This window comes from Venenivibrio stagnispumantis, assembly GCF_900182795.1.
GTDB lineage: Bacteria > Aquificota > Aquificia > Aquificales > Hydrogenothermaceae > Venenivibrio > Venenivibrio stagnispumantis.
The window spans coordinates 1-20,920 of sequence record NZ_FXTX01000023.1 but is presented as its reverse complement, the minus strand read 5'-3'; the positions used below and the strand labels follow the sequence as shown (position 1 = coordinate 20,920).

At 27.9% G+C, this 20,920-nt stretch carries 25 protein-coding genes and 1 rRNA gene; 9 read left to right on the top strand and 17 right to left on the bottom strand.

Features of this window, described 5'->3' with window-relative positions:
- The 5 genes from QOR43_RS07825 to QOR43_RS07805 form a co-directional block, all read right to left on the bottom strand.
- Positions 1-83: ribosomal RNA gene (locus tag QOR43_RS07825) — 16S ribosomal RNA — on the bottom strand; the annotation flags it as partial.
- A 497-nt stretch (positions 84-580) separates the two neighbouring features.
- The gene (locus QOR43_RS07820) at positions 581-1,003 is read right to left on the bottom strand and encodes an arsenate reductase ArsC (protein WP_265133646.1); all 423 of its coding nucleotides are present in this window, start codon (positions 1,001-1,003) and stop codon (positions 581-583) included.
- Positions 1,004-1,007: 4 nt separating this feature from the next.
- A complete protein-coding gene (locus tag QOR43_RS07815) occupies positions 1,008-2,315 on the bottom strand; it encodes an arsenic transporter (protein ID WP_265133647.1) in 1,308 nt (435 codons plus the stop codon).
- 4 nt (positions 2,316-2,319) lie between these two features.
- Positions 2,320-2,598, bottom strand: a complete 279-nt coding sequence (locus QOR43_RS07810) for a hypothetical protein (protein WP_265133648.1) — start codon at positions 2,596-2,598, stop codon at positions 2,320-2,322.
- An 82-nt stretch (positions 2,599-2,680) separates the two neighbouring features.
- Positions 2,681-3,004: an ArsR/SmtB family transcription factor gene (locus QOR43_RS07805; RefSeq protein ID WP_265133650.1), complete on the bottom strand. Its 324-nt coding sequence runs from the start codon at positions 3,002-3,004 to the stop codon at positions 2,681-2,683.
- 158 nt (positions 3,005-3,162) lie between these two features.
- On the opposite strand from QOR43_RS07805, the gene QOR43_RS07800 reads away from it, so the two are divergent.
- Together QOR43_RS07800 and QOR43_RS07795 are read left to right on the top strand one after the other, a co-directional pair.
- Positions 3,163-3,984, top strand: coding sequence for a GNAT family N-acetyltransferase (locus QOR43_RS07800; protein WP_265133651.1), 822 nt, complete (start codon positions 3,163-3,165; stop codon positions 3,982-3,984).
- Positions 3,975-4,730: a lysophospholipid acyltransferase family protein gene (locus QOR43_RS07795; protein WP_265133652.1), complete on the top strand. Its 756-nt coding sequence runs from the start codon at positions 3,975-3,977 to the stop codon at positions 4,728-4,730. The genes QOR43_RS07800 and QOR43_RS07795 overlap by 10 nt, the downstream gene beginning before the upstream one ends.
- Here the strand turns inward: QOR43_RS07795 and QOR43_RS07790 are convergent.
- From QOR43_RS07790 to QOR43_RS07780, 3 genes are read right to left on the bottom strand one after another with little or no spacing between them, the layout of a single operon-like run.
- Positions 4,723-5,847, bottom strand: a complete 1,125-nt coding sequence (locus QOR43_RS07790) for a glycosyltransferase (protein WP_265133653.1) — start codon at positions 5,845-5,847, stop codon at positions 4,723-4,725. The two genes, QOR43_RS07795 and QOR43_RS07790, sit on opposite strands and share 8 nt — an antisense overlap.
- A complete protein-coding gene (locus tag QOR43_RS07785; protein ID WP_265133655.1) occupies positions 5,848-8,157 on the bottom strand; it encodes a glycosyltransferase in 2,310 nt (769 codons plus the stop codon).
- On the bottom strand, positions 8,114-8,860 hold the full coding sequence (locus tag QOR43_RS07780; protein ID WP_265133656.1) for a polysaccharide deacetylase family protein: 747 nt from the start codon (positions 8,858-8,860) through the stop codon (positions 8,114-8,116). Before QOR43_RS07780 ends, QOR43_RS07785 begins: the two co-directional genes overlap by 44 nt.
- Positions 8,861-9,018: 158 nt before the next feature.
- On the opposite strand from QOR43_RS07780, the gene QOR43_RS07775 reads away from it, so the two are divergent.
- Both QOR43_RS07775 and QOR43_RS07770 read left to right on the top strand, forming a co-directional pair.
- Positions 9,019-9,225: a hypothetical protein gene (locus QOR43_RS07775; RefSeq protein ID WP_265133657.1), complete on the top strand. Its 207-nt coding sequence runs from the start codon at positions 9,019-9,021 to the stop codon at positions 9,223-9,225.
- Positions 9,222-9,656: a ribonuclease H-like YkuK family protein gene (locus tag QOR43_RS07770; RefSeq protein ID WP_265133658.1), complete on the top strand. Its 435-nt coding sequence runs from the start codon at positions 9,222-9,224 to the stop codon at positions 9,654-9,656. Before QOR43_RS07775 ends, QOR43_RS07770 begins: the two co-directional genes overlap by 4 nt.
- A 3-nt stretch (positions 9,657-9,659) precedes the next feature.
- On the opposite strand, the gene QOR43_RS07765 is transcribed toward QOR43_RS07770, so the two are convergent.
- Genes QOR43_RS07765 through QOR43_RS07725 form a run of 9 tightly spaced genes read right to left on the bottom strand, consistent with a single transcriptional unit; the run spans position 9,660 to position 15,125 of the window.
- Positions 9,660-9,983 (bottom strand): hypothetical protein, encoded by a 324-nt coding sequence (locus QOR43_RS07765; RefSeq protein WP_265133659.1) that lies wholly within the window; start codon positions 9,981-9,983, stop codon positions 9,660-9,662.
- A gap of 1 nt (position 9,984) precedes the next feature.
- Positions 9,985-10,245: an SPRY domain-containing protein gene (locus QOR43_RS07760; protein ID WP_265133660.1), complete on the bottom strand. Its 261-nt coding sequence runs from the start codon at positions 10,243-10,245 to the stop codon at positions 9,985-9,987.
- A gap of 3 nt (positions 10,246-10,248) precedes the next feature.
- The gene (locus tag QOR43_RS07755; RefSeq protein WP_265133661.1) at positions 10,249-11,094 is read right to left on the bottom strand and encodes a cation diffusion facilitator family transporter; all 846 of its coding nucleotides are present in this window, start codon (positions 11,092-11,094) and stop codon (positions 10,249-10,251) included.
- 29 nt (positions 11,095-11,123) lie between these two features.
- The gene (locus QOR43_RS07750; RefSeq protein ID WP_265133662.1) at positions 11,124-11,459 is read right to left on the bottom strand and encodes a hypothetical protein; all 336 of its coding nucleotides are present in this window, start codon (positions 11,457-11,459) and stop codon (positions 11,124-11,126) included.
- Positions 11,460-11,474: 15 nt separating this feature from the next.
- A complete protein-coding gene (locus tag QOR43_RS07745; RefSeq protein WP_265133663.1) occupies positions 11,475-13,616 on the bottom strand; it encodes a heavy metal translocating P-type ATPase in 2,142 nt (713 codons plus the stop codon).
- 12 nt (positions 13,617-13,628) lie between these two features.
- Complete coding sequence (locus QOR43_RS07740; protein WP_265133664.1) at positions 13,629-13,850, bottom strand: hypothetical protein; 222 nt, start codon at positions 13,848-13,850, stop codon at positions 13,629-13,631.
- A 15-nt stretch (positions 13,851-13,865) separates the two neighbouring features.
- Complete coding sequence (locus QOR43_RS07735; RefSeq protein ID WP_265133665.1) at positions 13,866-14,186, bottom strand: hypothetical protein; 321 nt, start codon at positions 14,184-14,186, stop codon at positions 13,866-13,868.
- 17 nt (positions 14,187-14,203) lie between these two features.
- Positions 14,204-14,572 (bottom strand): hypothetical protein, encoded by a 369-nt coding sequence (locus QOR43_RS07730; RefSeq protein WP_265133666.1) that lies wholly within the window; start codon positions 14,570-14,572, stop codon positions 14,204-14,206.
- Positions 14,556-15,125 (bottom strand): hypothetical protein, encoded by a 570-nt coding sequence (locus QOR43_RS07725; protein WP_265133667.1) that lies wholly within the window; start codon positions 15,123-15,125, stop codon positions 14,556-14,558. Before QOR43_RS07725 ends, QOR43_RS07730 begins: the two co-directional genes overlap by 17 nt.
- Before the next feature lie 190 nt (positions 15,126-15,315).
- Between QOR43_RS07725 and QOR43_RS07720 the strand changes: the two genes are divergently transcribed.
- The 5 genes from QOR43_RS07720 to QOR43_RS07700 are packed head-to-tail and all read left to right on the top strand — an operon-like array spanning position 15,316 to position 20,829.
- A complete protein-coding gene (locus tag QOR43_RS07720; protein WP_283571467.1) occupies positions 15,316-17,541 on the top strand; it encodes a TonB-dependent receptor in 2,226 nt (741 codons plus the stop codon).
- Positions 17,542-17,543: 2 nt separating this feature from the next.
- Entirely contained in the window at positions 17,544-17,987 is a 444-nt protein-coding gene (locus QOR43_RS07715) for a MotA/TolQ/ExbB proton channel family protein (protein ID WP_265133669.1), read from the top strand.
- Positions 17,977-18,411 (top strand): ExbD/TolR family protein, encoded by a 435-nt coding sequence (locus QOR43_RS07710; RefSeq protein ID WP_265133670.1) that lies wholly within the window; start codon positions 17,977-17,979, stop codon positions 18,409-18,411. Before QOR43_RS07715 ends, QOR43_RS07710 begins: the two co-directional genes overlap by 11 nt.
- 4 nt (positions 18,412-18,415) lie before the next feature.
- A complete protein-coding gene (locus QOR43_RS07705; protein ID WP_265133671.1) occupies positions 18,416-19,216 on the top strand; it encodes an energy transducer TonB in 801 nt (266 codons plus the stop codon).
- A 2-nt stretch (positions 19,217-19,218) separates the two neighbouring features.
- On the top strand, positions 19,219-20,829 hold the full coding sequence (locus QOR43_RS07700; protein ID WP_265133672.1) for an alkaline phosphatase D family protein: 1,611 nt from the start codon (positions 19,219-19,221) through the stop codon (positions 20,827-20,829).
- The last annotated feature ends 91 nt before the right edge of the window (positions 20,830-20,920 follow it).

Here is a 20,920-nt window from a genome sequence, read left to right as displayed (position 1 = left end):
GGTAAGGCCTGCTGCCCCACGACTTGCATGTGTTAGGCACGCCGCCAACGTTCGCGCTGAGCCAGGATCAAACTCTCCAAAGGAATCTTATCCTGATGGCACTTAGTTCTCCTATTCAACTGCCAAGTAGCCTTTACCTCAACCGATTAAAACAGACAGATAATCAGTTTAACATACTTTTAAATTTTTGTCAAGTAGCTTTTACTTTTGCTTAATTCTTTTTACAAAATGGATATACATTATATATAGTCTTTTTTCTTTTGTCAACAGTTTCTTATTCAGTTTCAAAAAGCAGATATATATTATATACTCTTTTAAATTTTTGTCAAGAGCTTTTTATCTTATTCTATTTCCAACTTTTTAGGGATAAATATTATATACTTTGTTTCTCTGTTGTCAATAGTTTTTATAAATTTTTGATATTCTTGTGTTTTTTATTTTTATATAATTTTTATACTTGACATATTTTTATAAAAAATTATATTTATAATTAAACCTAATTTTTAAAGTAGGTTTTAACCATGGATACTTATGTAATCACTATTATTGTATTGATAATTCTTAGTGTTCTTTTTAGAGCTTAAAGCTTTTCAATAAGCTCTTTTACTTTTTCTTCTATTTTGTCTCTTATTTGTCTAAATACTTCTAATTTTTCTTCTTCTGAACCTTCTGCTCTTGCAGGGTCAGGAAGTCCCCAATGTTGTGTATTTGCTCCGGGAATAACCGGACAACTTTCTGCAGCATCTCCACAAAGGGTAATTACATAATCAAGTTCTCTTAATGGTATATCATCAAGAGATTTTGATTTATTTTGTGAAATATCTATTCCTTTTTCTGCCATAACTTTAATAGCAAGAGGATGAACATATCCGGAAGGGTTAGAACCGGCAGAATAAACTTCAACATCTTTATTTAGTTTTTCAGCATAATATTTACCAAATCCTTCTGCCATCTGACTTCTTGCCGAGTTTCCGGTGCATATAAAACCTATTTTTACAGCCATAATTTTATCCTCCTATGATTAATTTCCATAAATAAAGTCCTATTAATGTAAAAAATAAAACCGGTGGAGTTAAAATTATTCCTACTTTAAAGTAATATCCCCAACTTATTTTGACACCTTTTTGCTCTAAAACATGAAGCCATAATAGAGTTGCCAAGGAACCTATAGGTGTCATTTTTGGCCCCAAATCGCAACCGATTACATTAGCAAAACCAAGAAGATGTTTGATATTTTGACTAAGTCCTGTTTCTGCTATAGCAAGATTTACTACCATAACAGATGGCATATTATTCATAACTGCAGAAAGAAATGCAGCTAAAAAACCTGTGCCTAAGATAGCAGATAATTCTCCAAAATTATATGTATAATTTATTATTTTTGATAACTCATAGGTTAATCCGGCATTTTTTAATCCATAAACAACTACATACATTCCTATTGAAAAAACAACAATTTTCCAAGGTGTTTCTTTAAAAATAAGCTGTTTCATATCTACTATTTTTTCCCTGTATGTAGCAATACCTAAGATAATAGCACCTATGGAGATTATAATTGATACAGGTATTTTATAAATCTCAGAAATTATAAATCCAATAAGTAAAAATCCACCAAGCCACCATGATAATCTAAAAATAAACCAATCTTTTATAACTTCTTCCGGATTTTTCAAAATAGATGGGTCATAACTTTTTACAATATCTTTTTTAAAGTAAAGATAAAGAACTATTAAAGTAGCAATTAAAGAGAAAAAGTTAGGAATTATCATTTTAAATGCATACTCAATAAATCCAATACCAAAAAAATCTGCAGTAACAATATTTACAAGATTTGAGATAACAAGTGGAAGGCTTGTTGTATCTGCAACAAAACCACTTGCCATAATAAAAGGTAAGATAAATTTATCCTTTAATCCTAAATGTTTAATTTTTGCATAAACAATAGGTGTAAGCATTAAGGCAGCACCATCATTTGCAAAAAATGCTGAGATTAAAGCCCCAAGGAAAATGATATATATGAATAATTTATTTCCATCACCACCGGCTTTTTTCATTATATGAAGTGCTGCCCATTCAAAAAAACCTATTTTATCAAGAATTAAAGAAATAAAGATAATACCAACAAATGCAATAGTTGCATCCCATACAATTTTTGTAACAAATAGAACATCTGAGAAAGATACAATACCAAGTAAAAGAGATAATAAAGCTCCGATAGTAGCAGTCCAACCGATACTGAGCCCTTTCGGTTGCCAAATAACAAATAATATTGTTAATAAAAATATAATTACCGATAATATCGGTTTAATCTCCATTTAATTAAAGCTCCTTTTTACTTCTTGCCATAGCTTCTTTTATCTCTTGCTCTGTTAAATCTCCTTTTATTTCTATTGCTATTTTCCCTTTTTCTGCTTTAAAATCCATAAACTGAACTTTTTGTTTCATCTCTTCTGTCATACAATCGCATTTTCCTGTTTGGCAGTTTTCTACTATTTCCTTTACTTTTTCAGCTTCAACGGTGTTATCTTTGATTTCTATTACAACACCTTCCTCTGTTTTTTTCACTTCACTAACATCTTTGATTGTTCTTTTTTCCATCGCAATATCTCCTTTATAAAAAATTTTTTATATAAAAAATATTTTATATGATTTTTAAGATTTAGTTATGATTTTTATCAGATTATTTTTTAAATTCTATCTGACAAGCGTTTAAATCAAGATTTTCTTGAATTTTCAAATTTTTTATAAAATCTAAATTTGCTTTTAATATTTCGTTTTCTTTATTTAGAGAGTAATAACTCCATTTACCTTCTTTTTTGAGATTAACTAAATTGCTATCTCGCAAAATTCTAAGATGAAAGGAAAGATTTGGTTGAGATATATTTAAAACCGGTTGAAGCTGGCACACACAAAGCTCATTGTAATCATACAGTAGCTTTAATATTTTTAGCCTTATATCATCTGCCAAAGCATAATAAACAGCCCTTAGCTCCTGTAATTCCATTTTATTCTCTTTTTATCAAAATTTTTACTTAAAAATTATATAACTTTTCTCTGACTTTTTAAAGCTGAATTTTTTTAAAAAAGATTAATCCAATCTTAATAAAAGATTAAAAATCTTTAGGTAAGATAAACAAAAATATGAATTTGGAGGAAATAAATATGACAAGAAATATAAATATTTTAAATCCTATACAAAAATTGTATAAATATAAATTTTTTGGCTTTCAGCCTAAGATTGAGATTTTTTATGAAACTAAGGATTTTATAGTAAAAACCTGTTCTTCTTTAAATGAGCTGGAAAAATCATTTTCACTTAGATATAAAGTATTTTATAAAGAGAAAATAGGGAAAATAAAATTAACCGGCATTGATTCTGATAAATATGATAAAATTGCAGACCATATCGTGATTATAGATAAAAATAAAAATAAAATTGTTGGAAGTTATAGGGTTTTATCATCTGTTTATACAGATAATTTTTATTCTGAATCTGAGTTTGATATTTCTGATTTAAAAAGTAGAAATTATATTATGCTTGAACTTGGAAGAGCGGTTATTGATAAAGAATATAGAAATGGTATTGTTCTTGCTCTTTTATGGAAAGGAATATCTTTATACACAAAACAGACAAATGCAGATTATCTTTTTGGTTTATCCAGTTATTTTACCGAAAATCCGGAAAAAGCGGCAAAAATGTATTTATATTTAGAAAAAAATGGCATAATTAATAAAGAATTTAATATAATTCCAAAAAGAAAATATGAATATCCTTCTTTTGAAAATCTTTTGCTGAATGTAGAATATGACGAAGATATAAAAAATGAAATTCCTTCTCTTCTTATATCTTATATAAAAGCAGGAGCTTTTGTATCTGGATATCCGGCTTATGATTTTAAATTTAGATGTTTTGATTTTTTTACTTTATTAGATGTTAACAATATTGATAAAAGATTTGAAAGGAAATTTAAAAAATGGTCATAAGATTAACAAGAATTCCGGCTTTAATATTTCTGTATATACTATTTTTATTTACTTCATCTATCATATATATTTTGGTTAAAGATAAAAAAAGAAATTTAATAAAAAATGCTTCTCTTTTTTCTAAAATAACCTTATCTATCTTAAATATTAAATTAAAAGTAGAAGGAAGTTTTGATAAATCTAAAAATTTTTTAATTGTTGCAAATCATTTATCATACTTAGATATTTTAGTTTTATTTTCTTTAAATCCATCAATTTTTGTATCTACAAAAGAAGTTGAAGAAGATTTTTTGCTTGGTTTAACTGCAAAACTTGGCGGAGCTGTATTTATAGAAAGAAGAAATTTTAATAATCTTAAAAATGAGATTGATATGATAACAAATCTTTTAAAAGATGGTTATAATGTGGTAATTTTTCCTGAAGGAACAACTTCTGACGGAAGTTGTATCTTTGATTTTAAAGCTCCTTTTTTAATATCTTCTAAATTGTCTAAACGGGAAATTTTACCGATTTGTATAAACTATACCCGTATAAATAAAGAACCCATTAACAAAATCAATAAAGATTTTATATTTTATTATGGTGATATGAAATTTTTTGAACATGTATGGAAATTATTATCTTTAAAAAGTATTGAAATCGAGCTAAAAATTTTATCTCCAATAGATTCTACAAATCTAAATAGAAAAGATATATCAAATATTTCAAAAGAAACCATAGAAAGATATTTTAAAAAAGTTATATAATCAAATCTTGATATATTTTTTCCATATTGCCAAATGTTTTTTCCCAAGAGAAATATTTTTTTATATTTTCTGATAGTAATTTTCTTTTTGAGGGAGATATATAATATTTGGAAGCTAATTCTATATTTTTTATAAAGTTATCAATATCTTCTGCAAGAAGCTCTTTATAATAAACTACTTCCGGAATAGATGCTGTTTTATAAGCTACTACCGGCAGACCTAAAGCCTGTGCCTCAACAATGGCAAGACCAAAAGTTTCTATTTTTGAAGTAGTTATAAATATATCACAAACTGATAATATATCTGTATACTGATTTTTATCCTGTATATAACCTATATGGGTATAGTTTCCTTCAATTTTTTTTAAAAATTTATTTTCAAGATGTCCAGAACCTATTATAACAAGATGATATTTATTGGGTCTAAAATAGGTTAATATATTATAAATAGATGCTATTTCTAAAACATTTTTGTCAGAGGATAATCTACCGGCATAAACAACTAAAATTTTATTTTTTGGTAAATTATATTTATCTAAAATGGATTTATCTTTTTCTCTGAATTGAAATATTTTTGTATCTATTCCAAGATAAACAGTTTTTGTGTTTAAAATTCCAAGGGAATTTAGATAATTTTCAATGTATTTAGATGGAGATATTACAATATCAAAATCTGAATATTCTTTTTTTATCAAACTTTTAGCAACTTTTAAAAAAGGTTTATTTATTTTTTTAAATATGGTTTCTATGCTACCTTCTATATTGGAATGGAAAAATCCAACAGTTTTATAACCAAGTAGTTTTTTATTCTCATTTATCCATACCGGAATAAAATACGGAGAACCAACCTCTACTATTTGAGGCTTTTCTTGTTTTATTATATCAAAAATTGCTTTTTTGTTAATAATAATTCTATAAGGTTTAAAAAAAGGAATTTCCGGAGATTTTATAAAAAAATATTTAACTTTGTCCTTTGTTATTATATCATTATTTTCAGATGGAAGGATTAAAGAATGTTCTATATCTTTTTCCTTAAAATATCTGACTTTTTCTTCTAAGTATTTCTTTACTCCTCCACTTTTGCTATTATAAAAATGGGTTATATCTATTAACTTCATTTAGATTAAGATATACTCCTTTTTCTTTATTAAACCAAGGGAAAATTCATTAATCATATCTAAGAGTGATTTTTCATAATCCAGATTTTTTATAAGTGAGATACAGGATTTTTGTAAATTTTCATACAGTTCCTTATTATTCATCAAGCCGGTTATAATACTTACATACTCATTAATATTGTTATTTTCAATAATAAATCCATTCATACCGGAAATAATATGTTCTTTTGCTGCTCCTTTATCTGAAACAAGAACAGGAAGACCTGATGCCATTGCTTCCAATATAACATTCCCGAATGTTTCGGTAGTGCTTGGAAATAAAAATAGATATGAGGAAGCATAGGCTTTTGATAATTCTTCTCCTTCTAAATATCCGGTAAATATTATATTGTTTGCCTTTCCTTCTATCTCTTTTCTATAAGGGCCATCTCCTACAATGGCAAATTTTATACCTTTTGTATTTTCAAATCTTTTTGCAACCTCAACGAAAATATCCAAATCTTTCTCTTTTGCTACTCTTCCAACATATAAAACTATCTTTTCATATCTGTAAGTTGGGTCAAAATTTTCCCAGAAAGTAGGGTCTTTATAGGAAGGATTAAATTTGTTTAAATCAACACCTCTTTTAAATACTTTTATTTTTTCAGATTTTACTCCATTTTTGATTAATTCATTTTTATAATGGTTTGATGGAGATAAAACTTTGTCTGCATTGTTGTATAAAAATGAAAATGCTTTCCATGTATATTGGTAAGCAAAATGGTCATTGGTATATCTCTTTATATATTCCGGAAAATCTGTGTGATGTGCAACAACAAATGGAATTCCAAGAATTTTAGATATTATAAAGCCGTATATTCCCATTATACCCGGAGTTGCACTGTATATAACATCAAAATTTTCTTTTTCTATGTATTCTAAAACATCTAAAAAGTTTGGAATATTTATCTTTATCTCTTCATATTCAGGAAGGTTAAAGGATATTAAAGGTTTAAAATTTTTGATATATTCATCATCTGGATAATCTTCATAACTTATAATCATCTGAAGATTTAAATTTTCTTTTTGGGCTAATTCTAAAATTTTTTTAGAAGTTTTTGCAACTCCATTAATTTCAAATAATGTATCGGTAAAATATGCCACTTTTCCGTCATTATGATATTCACCGGTTAAAGCATTATAAAGTTCCTTTGATTTATTTTTTTCCATAGCCCTTTGCCAATATGTTATAAGATAAGTGGATAAAGGAATAAAAGATAAAATTGCCATTCCAAGATTTTGTGAAAATCTTTCAAGGTTAAAGCTTTTCATCTCTTTTATATTTTTTACAATATATGGGAATAAACTATCAAAAAATGTGTATATCTTTTTATGGGTATCTTCTTTAATAGCTTCATATCTGTTTGCACCTATTACAGATTTAACAAAATCTTCTGCTGAATTACTTCCTATTATCATATCTAATATTGAGCTGTTTTTATTCTTTTTCTCAAAAAGTATTTCTGCTATGTAATTTAGATTACCAAGATTATATTGTCTCTTTGCACCTTCAAAAGCTATTTTCATAACCATGTGGGTTAATCTTTTTGGTGAGCCATGTAAACCTTCCGGAATGGTTTTTCCCTGTTTTATTGCATTTTTTAAATCTTCCAATGTATTTCCTTCTTCTACATAAGTATAACCAAGCCCTAAATCTAATCCTCCGTGGTCATCTGAGCCACCTACGAATGATATAAAATCTTTCTTTCTTTTATAAAAACCATACTTATCAGCAAGATTTAATATATCTTCTTTTGTATATCTTTCTGTTATCTTTTTTGTTAATTTAGAAGAAAGATTAGACCTTGTTCCGTTTAAAATTTCCCAGTTATCAAATAAAAGTAAAAATTTTTCTATATGTTCCGGTTTTAGCTTACCATCCATATCATAAAACGGATGGGCAAGTATATGGATTATATTATTTTGCTGAAGATAATCAACAAGCTCATATATGTTATATCTGATTTTTTGAATATCCTGATGAATTTTTTCATTTATATCTATTGCTATAACATGGACTTTGCAACCATCTTCCGGAAAAAAGGTAGTTATTTCTTCACTTATAAAAACATTTGGAAGATGAGCTATCTCAAGGCATCCATCTATCGTATCGTGGTCTGTGATAGTAAAAAGAGTCATTCCTCTTTCTTTTAATGTGTTATACAATTTAAATGGGTCTGTATAACTTTCATTTATACCTATCCTTTTTGAGAAAAATCCGGCAGGTTTATTTGATGCTACTGAATGAAGATGTAAATCTACCTTTATCATTATGATTACCTCCTGAAAATTCTGATAAAAATCCCTCCTCTCCCCATTTTTTTAGATAAATAATTGTGTTTTTTATAATTTCTATTTTAGTTTTATTCCTAATATCACAAGGATGTAATGCAATCCTTATACGATTGAATAATTTTGCATAACTTAATAACTGGATTTTAAATGTATTTATTGACAACTCTTCAATACCTTTCCTGCAACCAAAAGATATAACCGGAGTTATTATGTATTTTTCATTTTGAAAATCATATATACCATATCTTGTTGTAGTAAATTTAAATCCAAACTGTTTTAATCTTTTTATATGTTCTTTTTTTATAAGCCATGCAGGAGCTATATATCCATCAGGATATAAACCTACAGAATTTAAAATCTTTACCCCCTCCCTCACTCTCTTTTCAAACTCATCAATATCTATACTCAAAACCTCCCCTTCTCCCGATGTAAATAATCTGTTTATAAATCTTTCTTTTTTTCCTAAATGGAAAAATCCATGTAAAATAATCTCTTTACCTTTGGATATATCCATTAATTTATCTTTAATATCTCTAATATCTTCCTTGTTATGATACTTAGGGATTATCAATAAAGAGTATCTGTTTATTCCATAATATTGCATTAAACCAATAATCTCTAATACTTCCTTGAAATTGCTTATTGTAATATCATGCAGTGATATATTAAATTTTTTCATAGTGAATAATATAAACAATAAATTTTAATATTTTATGAAGATTTTATTAATTAATCTTAAAAATTTGAATAGTTAAAAATTTTTAATCAATTTTTAATATTTGCTTAATAAAGAAAATGTAATATTATTATTAATTAATACTTTTGAGGTAAATAAAAATGTTTAAAAATTTAGAAAATTTAGAGAAAGAGCTTCAAAAATTAAACCTAAAATACTCAAAAGTATTGGAAGAAAAAGAAAGAATGAGGAAAAGACAGCAAGATGTCCATTTAACACCGGAAGATAAAAAAGTATTGATAGAATCTTTTGTAATCGGTGGTATAATGGAAAATATAATAACAAAAGTTATATCAAGAGTGTTATGAAATCTTTTAACTTTAATGAGATTAAAGAGTATATATCCAAAACTTCAAAAGAAACATCTATTTATGTTGGTTGTGATTCAAGGCAGACCGGAGATTTGACAGTTTTTGTATCGGTTATAGTGGTTCATATAGATTCTTGTAAAGGTGGTAAAATCTTTTATGAAGTTAGAAAAGAAAAGAGAATAAAATCTTTAAAAGAGAGATTGTTGAAAGAAGTAGATTTTGCAGTTATGACAGCTTTAAATATTATAGATGTTGTTGATGACAGAAATTTGGAAGTTCATCTTGATATTAATCCGGATAACAGATATAAATCACATATAATAGTAAAAGAAGCAATCAGTTATGTATTGGCTCAAGGATTAAAGCCAAAATTAAAACCTGAATCCTTTGCCGCATACTCTGTTGCAGATTATTTAACAAAGAGATAACTTTTAAAAGATATTTTTTATAGTTTCTGTTAACCTTTTTATATTGCCTCTTAATTTTATCTTTCCGGACATAAGATAAGGCATTATTAATTTTTTGTTTCTTTCTATTTTTTCTAAATCTTTGAAGGTTAATATAATTTTGTCGGATATATCTGGCTCTTGATTGTATTTTATAATCCCTTTATTTCCTATTTCAAAGAAGATATTTTCTCCATTAGAAAGCTGAACTATAACCAAAACCGGCTCTGTGATATTTTTAAAATCTTCTTTATGTTTTATATTTAAATCTTCTACTATTTTTTCTAATCTTTTTATTTCATCAACCATTTTAAAGCTCCGTAGGTATCTGGATAATTGAATTTTCTGATTTTAATATATTTTCAATAATTTGGTCTAAATATTTATATGCGTCCTCCTCTTTTTTATATATGCCAAGTATTGCCGGATAAAGTGGCTGAGGTAAATAAGCAATCACTTCAAAAACCATAACATTTTTTCCATCTATTTCCATTTTTTCAGTTTCTACTGCAAATCCTATTATATGATTTAAAGAAAGATATCTACCGCTTCTTGTTTTTACATAAATCATAAATTATCCCTCCTCATACAGCTCAATATACACATCAAAAAATCCAAACTGTTTTTTCAATTGTTCTTTAATTAATTTTATTTTTTCTCTATCATAATTTTTATCTTTAGTTCTAACTCTTAATAAAGCTATTAATTTGTCAGGAGTTAATGCCCAGATTCTTGTATCTTTAATATTAGCTATAAATGGAAAATGGGAATATAAAAATTTAGATATATCTTCCTTTTTTATTTTTGCCGGATTTCCTTCCATTAAGATATAAATTGAATCCTTAATTAATAAATATGTAGGATAAGCAACTAAAAAGCTTATAAATATACTGGCTAAAGCATCAATTAAATATAGATTTGTAAATTTTATTATAACAGAGGAGATAATAACACCTACAGAACCTAATAAATCCTGTAAAATATGAATAAAAGCCCCTTTTATATTTATATCTTCTGAATGTTTGTATAACTTATATACTCCAAAAGCATTTACTAATAAGCCTATAATTGCAATAATTAAAACTTTATCTGCTTCTATCGGTTCAGGGTTTACTATCCTTTTAAATGCATCTATAAAAATATAAAATAAAACAAATCCTACCAAAATACCATTAAAAAGGGCTGAAATAACTTTAATTCTTTCATAGCCAAATGGATGCCAATCATCGGCAGGTCTTTTACTTAATTTTTCTGCAAAGATAGCAATAATCTGTCCTAATATATTTATTGCCATAAATGAAGCATCTGTTATAAGGGCTAAGCTATTATAGTAAAAACCTCCTATTAACTCTATAAAGAAATATATTAAAGTTATAGAAAAAACAAGGTTAAGGTTTAGAGCTATTTCATTTTTATCCATAACCTTAACCTTATCTGTTTAGATATATTTTATTTATTCTCTTCTGTTTTTTGTTCTGTTTGAACTTCCTTATTTTCTTCTTTTAATGCTTTTTTAGCACCTTCAACTGCACCTACTGCACCTGATTTGACTACTTCAATAGATTTTTCTGCTACATTTAATGCAGATTTTACAAGTTCTAAAGCTTTAGCTTTTTCTGCCACTTCAGATGCAGTTTCTCTAATCTTACTGAGGGCTTCTAACGGTATAGCAGTTAAATCTTTTTTTTCTCCCATTCCGAGTTTTTCTCTTATCTCTTCTAAATCTTTTTTAACTTCTTCCAAAAGTTTTTCTAAATCTTTTTCTTGAACTTCTTTTTTAGCCATGATTATTCCTCCCTTTTAAATTTTACAAATTTCATCTAAATATTTTGTATCTTTTTTCCATATTGGTTTTAGAGCATTTAATCCAAGTAATACAGTTGTGCCATTATTTATGATTGTTGCAGTTACAGGATTAAATATACCAAACATTGCACCGAGTAAGCCTATTGTATTTGCAGTTGTGTTTATTTTTATATTTTGCTCAATATTTTCTAAGGATAAATCAGCAATCTTAAATGCTTCTATTAAATTACATAGATTGTTGTTTATAACTACATCTGCAACTTCTATTGCTATATCTGCACCACTTCTTATAGATATTCCAACATCTGCAACCGAAAGAGCCGGTGAATCATTTACACCATCTCCCAAAAATGCTACTGTTCTGCCTTCTTTCTTTAGTTCTTTTATTATTTTAGCTTTTTCATCAGGAAAAGCCCTTGCATAAAATCTTTTAATACCGAGTTTTTTGGCTATTAATGCTGCTGCCCCTATATTATCACCGGTACATAGAATAACTTCTCTTCCCATTTTATGAAGAATTTCTACTACTTTTTTAGATTCAGGTCTTGGTGGGTCAGAAAATCCTATTAATCCAAGTATTGTTTTTCCTTTTACTACATATAAAACCGATTCTCCGTCTTCATGCATTCTTTCCCTATCTTCTACTGCTTTTTGAGGTGTTTTTATACCGATATGTTCCATAAATCTGGTGCTTCCAATATAATATTTTTCTCCATTTATCTTTGCTTCAATACCAAGTCCCATATGATATTTTGAATCTTCCCTTGGGAGTAATTCTATTCCTTTTTCAAGGGCATGGTTAACTATTGATTTTGCTACAGGATGAGTTAATCTTTGCTCTAAGGATGCTGCTATCTGCAATAACTCTATTTCAGAAACTTTGTATGCAATGATTTCAGTAATTTCAGGATGTCCTATTGTTAAAGTTCCTGTTTTATCAAACACAACTGTATCTACTTTGTGCAAAATCTCTAAATGTCTTCCACTTTTGAATAAAATACCTCTTTTTGCTGCAAGTGTCATATGGGACATAACCGACACAGGTATTGATACATGAATACCTGTATGGTAATCAATAATTAATGTAGATGTTGCTCTATTTATATTTCCTGTTAATCCGTAAACAGTTCCGGCTGCTATCAATGTAGGAATTACTGCTTTATTGGCTACTTCTTCTGCTTTCTTTTGGGTTTCTATTGGTTGTGATGCACTTTCTTCTATTATATGGACTATTTTTGCAAGGGCTGTTTCATCTCCAACTTTTTCTGCAATTATATAAAGTTTACCATCTTCTACGAATGTTCCGGCATAAACTTTATCTTCTTTTTTCTTTAATACAGGATTAGATTCTCCGGTTAAAGATGCTTGATTTACCAGGGCTTCTCCTTCCTCAACTATACCGTCAACAGTTATCTTTTCACCGGTATAAACAACTATCTTGTCTCCTTTTTTTATCTTTTCTACCGGAACCCTTACTGCCTGTCCATCATCTATTACAAGCCATGCTTCTTCATTTTTATAATTTAGAAGTTCTTCTATAGCTTTATGGGCTGTGCCTTGGGTTTTCTCCTCAATTAAATCTCCAAGGGAAAGTAACCATGTCATAAGCAAAGAAGATAAAGGATTTCCTTGAAATGCAGATAAAGCTATCGCAGATGAATCTAAAAGATGAACATCTATTTTTCTTTCTCTTATAGAGTTTAAAGCTTTCTTAAATACGGGAATTGCCAATGCTAAGGTTATGCCAGTTAAAATATTTGCAGGAATGGAAGCTCTAAATAAAAACAGCCCGAAAGCCGAGCTGTTTAATAAAAACCATTTTTTAGCATTTCCTTCTTCTTCCTGTTTTGCAGGTTTAATAAATCCGTTTTCTGCATTAGACAAAATTTCAAGTATTGTTTCTGAAGAAATATTGTTTAAAAATTCAAAAAACCCAATAGGATTAAAACTTTCTTTATCATATTCTAAGGTCAATCTACCGGTTTTTTTACTTACTTTTACTTTTTTTACTCCTTTAAAATGATTTTTAAGATAATTTTCTATGGTAAATTCAGATACATGGATATATTTGAGAAACTCACTTTTTATCTGTAATCTACCACTTAAAAAGCTGTTTATGGTATAAGGGATAGCCATTTTTTCACCTTATTATTTAGCTTCTTTTACAGTTTGTTCAGAAGCAGGTAAGGCTTTTAATTGAAGCTCAAGGGCTTTTACAGTTGCTTCTATTTCCTTTTGCATATTTTCAAGTTTTCTTTGCTCTTCCATTCTATCTATAATATAAAGACCAACCAATCCAACACCTGCACCTAATATAAAAGAAGCAGGATTAGAACATAATACTCTACCAATTATTCCAAATATATTCATTTTAAATACCTCCTTTTACAGTTTTGATTTTAATTTTTCTAATACTTCTTGTTGTTTTTGGATAATTTCTAACTTTTTCTCAATTTCAAGTTTGTATTGATGTTTTGCTTCGGCTACTACATCTTCCCAAAATTCCTGACCTTCTGCTATGTTTGAACTAAGCCATTGTTGGAATGCTATAACTTCTTTTGTGGCTCCAACAAGAACAGGTTTGGCATCTTTTAATAATTTACTAATTAAAACCATACCTGCTACTGTCCCAATACCTGCAAGAAAGAAATTTGTTGAGATACAACCACCTATTGTGTTACCAATGTTTAGACCTAAAATCTGCATTTTGTTTTACCTCCTGTTTAAAATTTTGATTTTAAAAATCTGCCTATTCCAATTGTACATATGGCAAAAGTTAAAAAGCCTCTTTTTGCACCAAGGAATGCCATAGACCACAATGCTTTAACTGCCGGATGGGTTATGAAAAAATTTGTATAATAGAAAATTTCATCTTTCCCTGCTTTTATCTCTTCTTTTGTTTCTTTAAGATTTTTTATAATATAATCAAAAGTAGAACCGGATTCATACTCTATAATAACAGACAAAGCTTTCCCTTCTTTTAAATCTTTTATTCCATTTATATCTTTCATATTTTTTATAAAATTTCTTTTTTCAAACTCATTATCAAATTTTATCCTTACTCTTGAATCGGTCTTAGATACTATTACCATTGGGCTCTCCAAAGCAATAATCTATAGCACATATAATATTTTCCATAATAGATATGTATATTTCTTTTATATTTAAAAGAGCCAAAACCTCTTTCATATTAGAAGGTTTTTCAAGAAGATATGTGATAATAACCCTTTCACTACTTTCTTTGATTTTATATAAAGTTTTATAATCTTTTTTTACAATTTCTATTATATCTTTCGATGAATTTTCAAAATCATACTCAATAAATCTGTTTATATTTTTTATTAATATCTCTGTCATCTTTTCAAAAGCAAAAAAATAAGTAACCGGTTCTTTTTCCTTTATCTTTTCAAGATATAATAAAATATCATTTAATTTATCTTTTATATTTTCTAAAAATTTAATTTTTAACTTATTTTCAATCTGTGAGCCTTTTAAAATTTCATCTAATCTTTTCTCTATTACAAAAATCTCATTTTCTACAATTTTTAAATCATTAGAATTTCTCAAATTTAAAAATGATTCTATGGAAAGAGCTATATTTTCTATTCCTTTTGTTATCAGCACCATCTCTTCCTGATTTTTCATAACAAATAACCTCCCTTAATAAAATAATTATACATTAAATATAAATAAATTGTGTTAAGGAAATATTAAGATTTTGTTAAGATTTTGTTAAAAACAATTTTTAAGAAAATTTAATCCACCTTTAATACTATCTTAATATTAGTTTGCTATAGTTTTTGCATAAAAATTGATTTTTGGAGGATATGATAAAATGAAGAGACTTAGATTTCCCCTTATTTTGTTTTTATTGTCCAATAGCTTCTATATGGTTTATGGGCAAGAGCCGGAAATAAAAGTTGAAGTAAAAGAAGGACAAGAAAAGGAAAAAGGCTCTAAATTGCCTGTAAAAAAAGAGAAGGAAGCAGCAAAAACTCAGACAACTTTTGAGAAAGAACAACTGGAAACAAGTGCAGGAGCCGGTGGAATAAATATATTCAAAGCAATAGAACTGTCTCCATCTTTATTTGTAGGCACAGATGATGCATACGGTCTTGGAGGTGGAACTGTCACTATTAGAGGTTTTACAAATGACCAGATAGGTATTGAGATTGATAATATGCCTTTAAATGATTCCGGTAATTATAATATATATCCACATGAATATATAGATGTTGAGAATTTAGAGTCAGCAACAGTAGAAAGAGGTGCTACAAACAAAACATCTCCATATTATGCAGATATAGGCGGGTCTATAAAATTAAGAACAAAACCACCAAAAAATAAATTCGGTGTATTTTATGATTTAAGATATGGCTCTTTTGGATTTAATAAAGAGTTTTTCAGAATAGATACAGGTTTGTTAAAAAGATTAAATCTAAAAGCATTTATATCTTTTTCACATACAGATGCTGAAAAGTGGAAAGGTCCGGGCAAATCTCCTCAGTATAGAGACCATATTACAATAGGTTTAGCTCAAAATTTTGATAGGTTTAGATGGGAGTTTTATTTTGATAACAACTCACAACTAAATTACTTTTATAGAGGTTTAACTTACAACCAAGCATTAGATTTAGATACATACAGAAGATTTGATTATGACCCTAATTTTTTAACCTCTCAGGGAAAAGTCAATGCTAATTATTATGGGTTTTATAAAAATCCATATACAAATAGGGAGTATAGAGCAAATATAGAAATAGATTTGTCTAAGAATATGATGCTTTCTATAAAACCATATTATTGGTGGGGAAGAGGAAGTGGTACTTCAGCAAGTTCTTCTGGAAACAATGTTTATTATTCTTACAATTATACAGATAGACCTGGGTTAATTACAAATCTATCTATTAACTTACCTATGAAATCAAAAATTGATATAGGTTATTGGTGGGAATATGCAGATTTAAAACAAGCAAAACCAAGCTTTCCTGTAAAAGTTAATCCAGATGGAAGCTATACATTACTTACAAATACAATTGGATATGGTTATATAGAAAGAACAAAAACATACACAAATACACCTTATACAAATATAACAGTTAAAAATTTAATGAATATGGTAGATATAACAGCAGGTTTTAAATATGCACAAATAAAGAGAGATTTTGACTATTATAATACAAAAGGTGTTCCTTATATAGATATGCAAAATTTATTTGATTATCCTTTAACTAAAAACAATAATTTATCATATTCAAGAACTTACAGAAAATTTTTACCATCTTTAAATATAGGGTTAAAAATAGATGAAAATATATATCCTTATTTTGCTTATGCCAGAAACTTTAGGGTTCCAAAAAATTATCTTGGAAGTTTTCCTGCTGGTGTAACTGCAGAACAGGTAGTAAATGCATTATCTCCTGAACTTTCAGATACTTTTGATTTAGGTGTAAGATTTGATTATGGAACAGTATATATTGTTCCGGCTGTTTACTATACAAAATATAAAGATCGTATTATTTACTTTACAGACCCAACAAACCCTTCAATAAGTTATCCTCAGAATGTGGGTAAAGTAGATGCTTATGGAGCAGAAATAGAAGTAGGTATGAGACCTTTAAGAAATTTATCTTTATATACATCTGCTTCATACAACATAGCAAAACTTAAAGAATCTAAATATTGTGGTTTATCATCAGCTTTAAAACAAGGTTGTATCAATATAGATGGCAATCAAGTTCCTAACACACCTAAATTTATGTATAAATTGGGTTTAAATTATGAAGATTTCGGAGTTAGTATAAAACCTACATTCCAATATATTTCTTCCAGATATGGAGACCTCACTAATAAACAACAGATAGGTGGTTATAGTATTGTTAATTTAAATATTTCTACTGATAGAGTTAGAGTTTTTAATAGAAAGGTGACTGCTTATGTAGATATTCAAAATTTACTTGATACAAAATATATAAGCAGAATAAGTGTTGGAGATACTTCCGGAACTTACTATGTCGGTGCTCCTTTCACAATAGCAGTTGGAATTAAGGGAGGATTTTAAATATGAACATTGATTTAAAGATATTACATAATTTTGTTTTCTTTGTTATGTTTATTATGTTTGTTATATCAAATTATGTGATTATATATAAATTTTTTCAGTTAAAAAATAAACCAAACTCAACCTTAGAAGAAAGATTTAATTTTATAAAAAATCTAAAAAAAGGAATGTGGTGGCTTGATTTTTCTGCCACCACTGCTCCACTTTTAGGTTTATTAGGAACTATTTTTGCCCTTATGGAAGCTTTCCAAAAACTATCAGCAAAAGGATTGTCAAGTTCAGGAGATATAACCGGTGCCATTGGCTTTGCTTTATTAGCTACAGCAATAGGTATAGTTTTATCCTTATGGAATTATCTATTTTTTAAAATGTTTCAAGATAGAATCTCTTCTTACAAAGAAGAAACAAAAAATATATTAATTGAGGAGATTTTAAATGAAGAATAAAAAGATATTACTTTTATCTTTAATGGAAGAAGATGAATATCAGAAAGAAGAAATTCAAATCATACCAACAATAGATGTTATGATGTTTCTTCTTGTTTTCTTTATTTTATATACATTAAATGTTATACCTTTATTTCAGCAAAAATTGGAAATACCATCTACCAAAACAGCAGAGCAACAAAACCTTAAAGAAGAAATTATAAAAATTTATATATCAAAAGATGGGGAACCGAAAATTGATAATAAAATAATAGGAATAAGTAGTATAGAAAATTACATAAAAGAAAATAAACAAAATATAAAAGGAATTTTAGTCATCACCGATAAAGGAGCAAAAGTAGAATCAGTTCTTAAAATAATAGATATAGCCAAATCTGAAGATATTACAAATATTGGTATAGCAAGCAATAAAGAGGGGCAGTAAGTATATGAATTTATATAACTATTCATTAGAAAATGATGATTATAAACATAAAACTATATCTTTCTTATTAGCTTTGTTATTTTCTATAATATCTTTATTTATCAGCTCAAAATTAAATTTTTCAATACATCCTTATGAAAAAGAGAGTAAGTCTGTAAAAATAACATTGGTAGAACTACCTTCAGAAAAGCCTTCTGAAAAGATAGAAAAACCATTACCTAAGATTAAGAAAAAAGAAAATATTAAACCGGTTAAGCCAAAACCTCAGGAACATATAAAAGAGCCTGTTATAGAGAATAAAAAATTGCCGGTTGAAGAAAAACCAAAAAAAGAAGAAAAACCGGAAGAAAAACCTGTTATTGAAAAGAAACCAGAAGAAACAGTTAAAAATATTGATATTAAACAACCAGCGAAGGAAGAACCAAAGCAGGAGATAAAGCAACCAGAAAATATACTAAAACCACAAGAAAAACATGAAAATAAACCGGAAATTAAACAAAGCTCACCAAATCCAAATCCTAATGAGCTTTCTCTTTATCTTTCTAAAATAAAGAGTATTGTAGAATCTAAGAAAAGTTATCCGGAAAGAGCAAAAAGATTTGGAATAGAAGGTGATGTTACTTTATCTATAAAAGTAGATTCAACAGGAAGAATTCTTTCTGTTGAGATTGTTAAATCTTCCGGTAGTCAAATCTTAGATGATGCCGCAATGGAAATTTTAAACAGGATAAAAAGTTTTCCACCACCACCCGGTAATAAAGATTTTAGCTTTAATTTAAATATAAACTACAAATTGGAGGAGTAAAATTGGTAACAAGAAGAGAATTTTTAGAGCTTTTGGGTATTTCAACAGCTTATTTATTAATACATCCTTATGTTGCTTTTGCAGGAGAGGATGATATATTTCCATCAGGAGTTGCAAGTGCAGACCCAACCAATGATAGTATAATCCTTTGGACAAGGATAAATCCTGAGGTTCATAAAAGATTAAATAAAAATCTAAAAGTTTATATTATAGATGATATACAAAAAAATCCGGATAAGGTTTTAAAAGAAAAGGCAATAAAAGAGTTTGAGATACCTGCAAATAAAATAACAGATATTGGTGATTATACAATAAAATTTAAAGTTAGTGGTTTAAAACCGGGAAAAACATATTTTTATATATTTGAGTATGATAATAGTAAAAAGATTGGAAGATTTAAAACTTTACCGACAGAGGTTGATAAATATCAATTTATCTTTGTAACATGTCAAAATTATGAAGATGGTTACTATCCTGCATTTAAATATATATCTGAAGAAGATGAGGCAGGTTTTGTTTTACATCTTGGAGATGCAATATATGAAAGAGTTTATGGAGCAAAAGTATCCGGAAGAAATATAAATCTTCCTTCAGGAAGTAAGTTTGCAATTTCCTTAGAAGATTACAGATATTTATATAAAAAATATTTATCCGATGAAAATTATCAGCTTGCAAGGGCTATGCAAACATTTATATATATATGGGATGACCATGAGTTTGCCAATGATTATTATTATAATTACGGAAAAGATTATTGGTATTCTCCATCTTTACCAAAAGAATTAAATGAAGACAGATACAAAAGTTTATTACTTAGAAAATATGCAGTTAAAGCTTGGTATGAATATATTCCTGCAGATGTTTCCTTAGATTTTAAAGGACATCCCCTTGAATGGATAAAGATTTATAGAGATTTCAAAATAGGAAATTTAGCAAATCTGATATGCTTAGATGAAAGAAGTTACAGAGAAAGCCAATGTCCTAAAAGATATCAATCAGTAGGTTGTTATACCCAATCTCAACATACAATGTTAGGTTTAGAACAAAAAAGATGGTTTTTTGATAAAGTTATAAATAATAAAAATAAATTTGGATGGAATATAGTTGCAAATGAAGTTCAATTTGTTAGTGGTAAGATAGATGGCTTTTATGGAAGCACAGATGCTTGGGATGGTTATATAGGGGAAAGGGAAGAAATATTAGATATATTAACTAAAAATGATATAAATAATATTGTAATGCTGACAGGAGATAGGCATGCATTCCTTGCAGCAGATATTCCAAATAGCTTTAAAGAAAATTATGATAAAGTTTTAGGTGCTGAATTTATGACAGGGGCTATAAGCTCAATAAATGCATCAGAAGCAGGCTGGTGGAAAAAAGATTTATCAAAATATAATAATGTTGACGAGATTTCACAGGCAGAAATTTCACAAAACCCATGGACTAAATTTTTAAATCAAAAAACATGGGGTTATTCTGTGCTTGAAATAGATAAAGAGAAGGTATCTTCTACATTTTATTCTGTAAATAAATATGAAAAAAATCCTCCTAAGGAGATATTGGCAAAATTCACATATAAAAGAGGAGAATCTATAAAAAGGGAAATTTAATAAACAGGCTCTTTTATGCCTGTTTCTTGATTTGGATTTAAAACCTTATGAACATATCTTTCTAAATCTCCTATGGCTTCTCTTCCTTTTA

Bases quoted from the DNA above. Each gene is read 5' to 3' on its own strand.
- QOR43_RS07720 (WP_283571467.1), top strand. From the start codon at position 15,316: ATGAAGAGACTTAGATTTCCCCTTATTTTGTTTTTATTGTCCAATAGC.
- QOR43_RS07780 (WP_265133656.1), bottom strand. From the start codon at position 8,860: ATGAAAAAATTTAATATATCACTGCATGATATTACAATAAGCAATTTC.
- QOR43_RS07770 (WP_265133658.1), top strand. From the start codon at position 9,222: ATGAAATCTTTTAACTTTAATGAGATTAAAGAGTATATATCCAAAACT.
- QOR43_RS07755 (WP_265133661.1), bottom strand. From the start codon at position 11,094: ATGGATAAAAATGAAATAGCTCTAAACCTTAACCTTGTTTTTTCTATA.
- QOR43_RS07790 (WP_265133653.1), bottom strand. From the start codon at position 5,847: ATGAAGTTAATAGATATAACCCATTTTTATAATAGCAAAAGTGGAGGA.
- QOR43_RS07785 (WP_265133655.1), bottom strand. From the start codon at position 8,157: ATGATAAAGGTAGATTTACATCTTCATTCAGTAGCATCAAATAAACCT.
- QOR43_RS07740 (WP_265133664.1), bottom strand. From the start codon at position 13,850: ATGAATATATTTGGAATAATTGGTAGAGTATTATGTTCTAATCCTGCT.
- QOR43_RS07715 (WP_265133669.1), top strand. From the start codon at position 17,544: ATGAACATTGATTTAAAGATATTACATAATTTTGTTTTCTTTGTTATG.
- QOR43_RS07800 (WP_265133651.1), top strand. From the start codon at position 3,163: ATGACAAGAAATATAAATATTTTAAATCCTATACAAAAATTGTATAAA.
- QOR43_RS07730 (WP_265133666.1), bottom strand. From the start codon at position 14,572: ATGGTAATAGTATCTAAGACCGATTCAAGAGTAAGGATAAAATTTGAT.
- QOR43_RS07775 (WP_265133657.1), top strand. From the start codon at position 9,019: ATGTTTAAAAATTTAGAAAATTTAGAGAAAGAGCTTCAAAAATTAAAC.
- QOR43_RS07750 (WP_265133662.1), bottom strand. From the start codon at position 11,459: ATGGCTAAAAAAGAAGTTCAAGAAAAAGATTTAGAAAAACTTTTGGAA.
- QOR43_RS07725 (WP_265133667.1), bottom strand. From the start codon at position 15,125: ATGAAAAATCAGGAAGAGATGGTGCTGATAACAAAAGGAATAGAAAAT.
- QOR43_RS07745 (WP_265133663.1), bottom strand. From the start codon at position 13,616: ATGGCTATCCCTTATACCATAAACAGCTTTTTAAGTGGTAGATTACAG.
- QOR43_RS07765 (WP_265133659.1), bottom strand. From the start codon at position 9,983: ATGGTTGATGAAATAAAAAGATTAGAAAAAATAGTAGAAGATTTAAAT.
- QOR43_RS07805 (WP_265133650.1), bottom strand. From the start codon at position 3,004: ATGGAATTACAGGAGCTAAGGGCTGTTTATTATGCTTTGGCAGATGAT.
- QOR43_RS07760 (WP_265133660.1), bottom strand. From the start codon at position 10,245: ATGATTTATGTAAAAACAAGAAGCGGTAGATATCTTTCTTTAAATCAT.
- QOR43_RS07710 (WP_265133670.1), top strand. From the start codon at position 17,977: ATGAAGAATAAAAAGATATTACTTTTATCTTTAATGGAAGAAGATGAA.
- QOR43_RS07810 (WP_265133648.1), bottom strand. From the start codon at position 2,598: ATGGAAAAAAGAACAATCAAAGATGTTAGTGAAGTGAAAAAAACAGAG.
- QOR43_RS07735 (WP_265133665.1), bottom strand. From the start codon at position 14,186: ATGCAGATTTTAGGTCTAAACATTGGTAACACAATAGGTGGTTGTATC.
- QOR43_RS07705 (WP_265133671.1), top strand. From the start codon at position 18,416: ATGAATTTATATAACTATTCATTAGAAAATGATGATTATAAACATAAA.
- QOR43_RS07820 (WP_265133646.1), bottom strand. From the start codon at position 1,003: ATGGCTGTAAAAATAGGTTTTATATGCACCGGAAACTCGGCAAGAAGT.
- QOR43_RS07815 (WP_265133647.1), bottom strand. From the start codon at position 2,315: ATGGAGATTAAACCGATATTATCGGTAATTATATTTTTATTAACAATA.
- QOR43_RS07795 (WP_265133652.1), top strand. From the start codon at position 3,975: ATGGTCATAAGATTAACAAGAATTCCGGCTTTAATATTTCTGTATATA.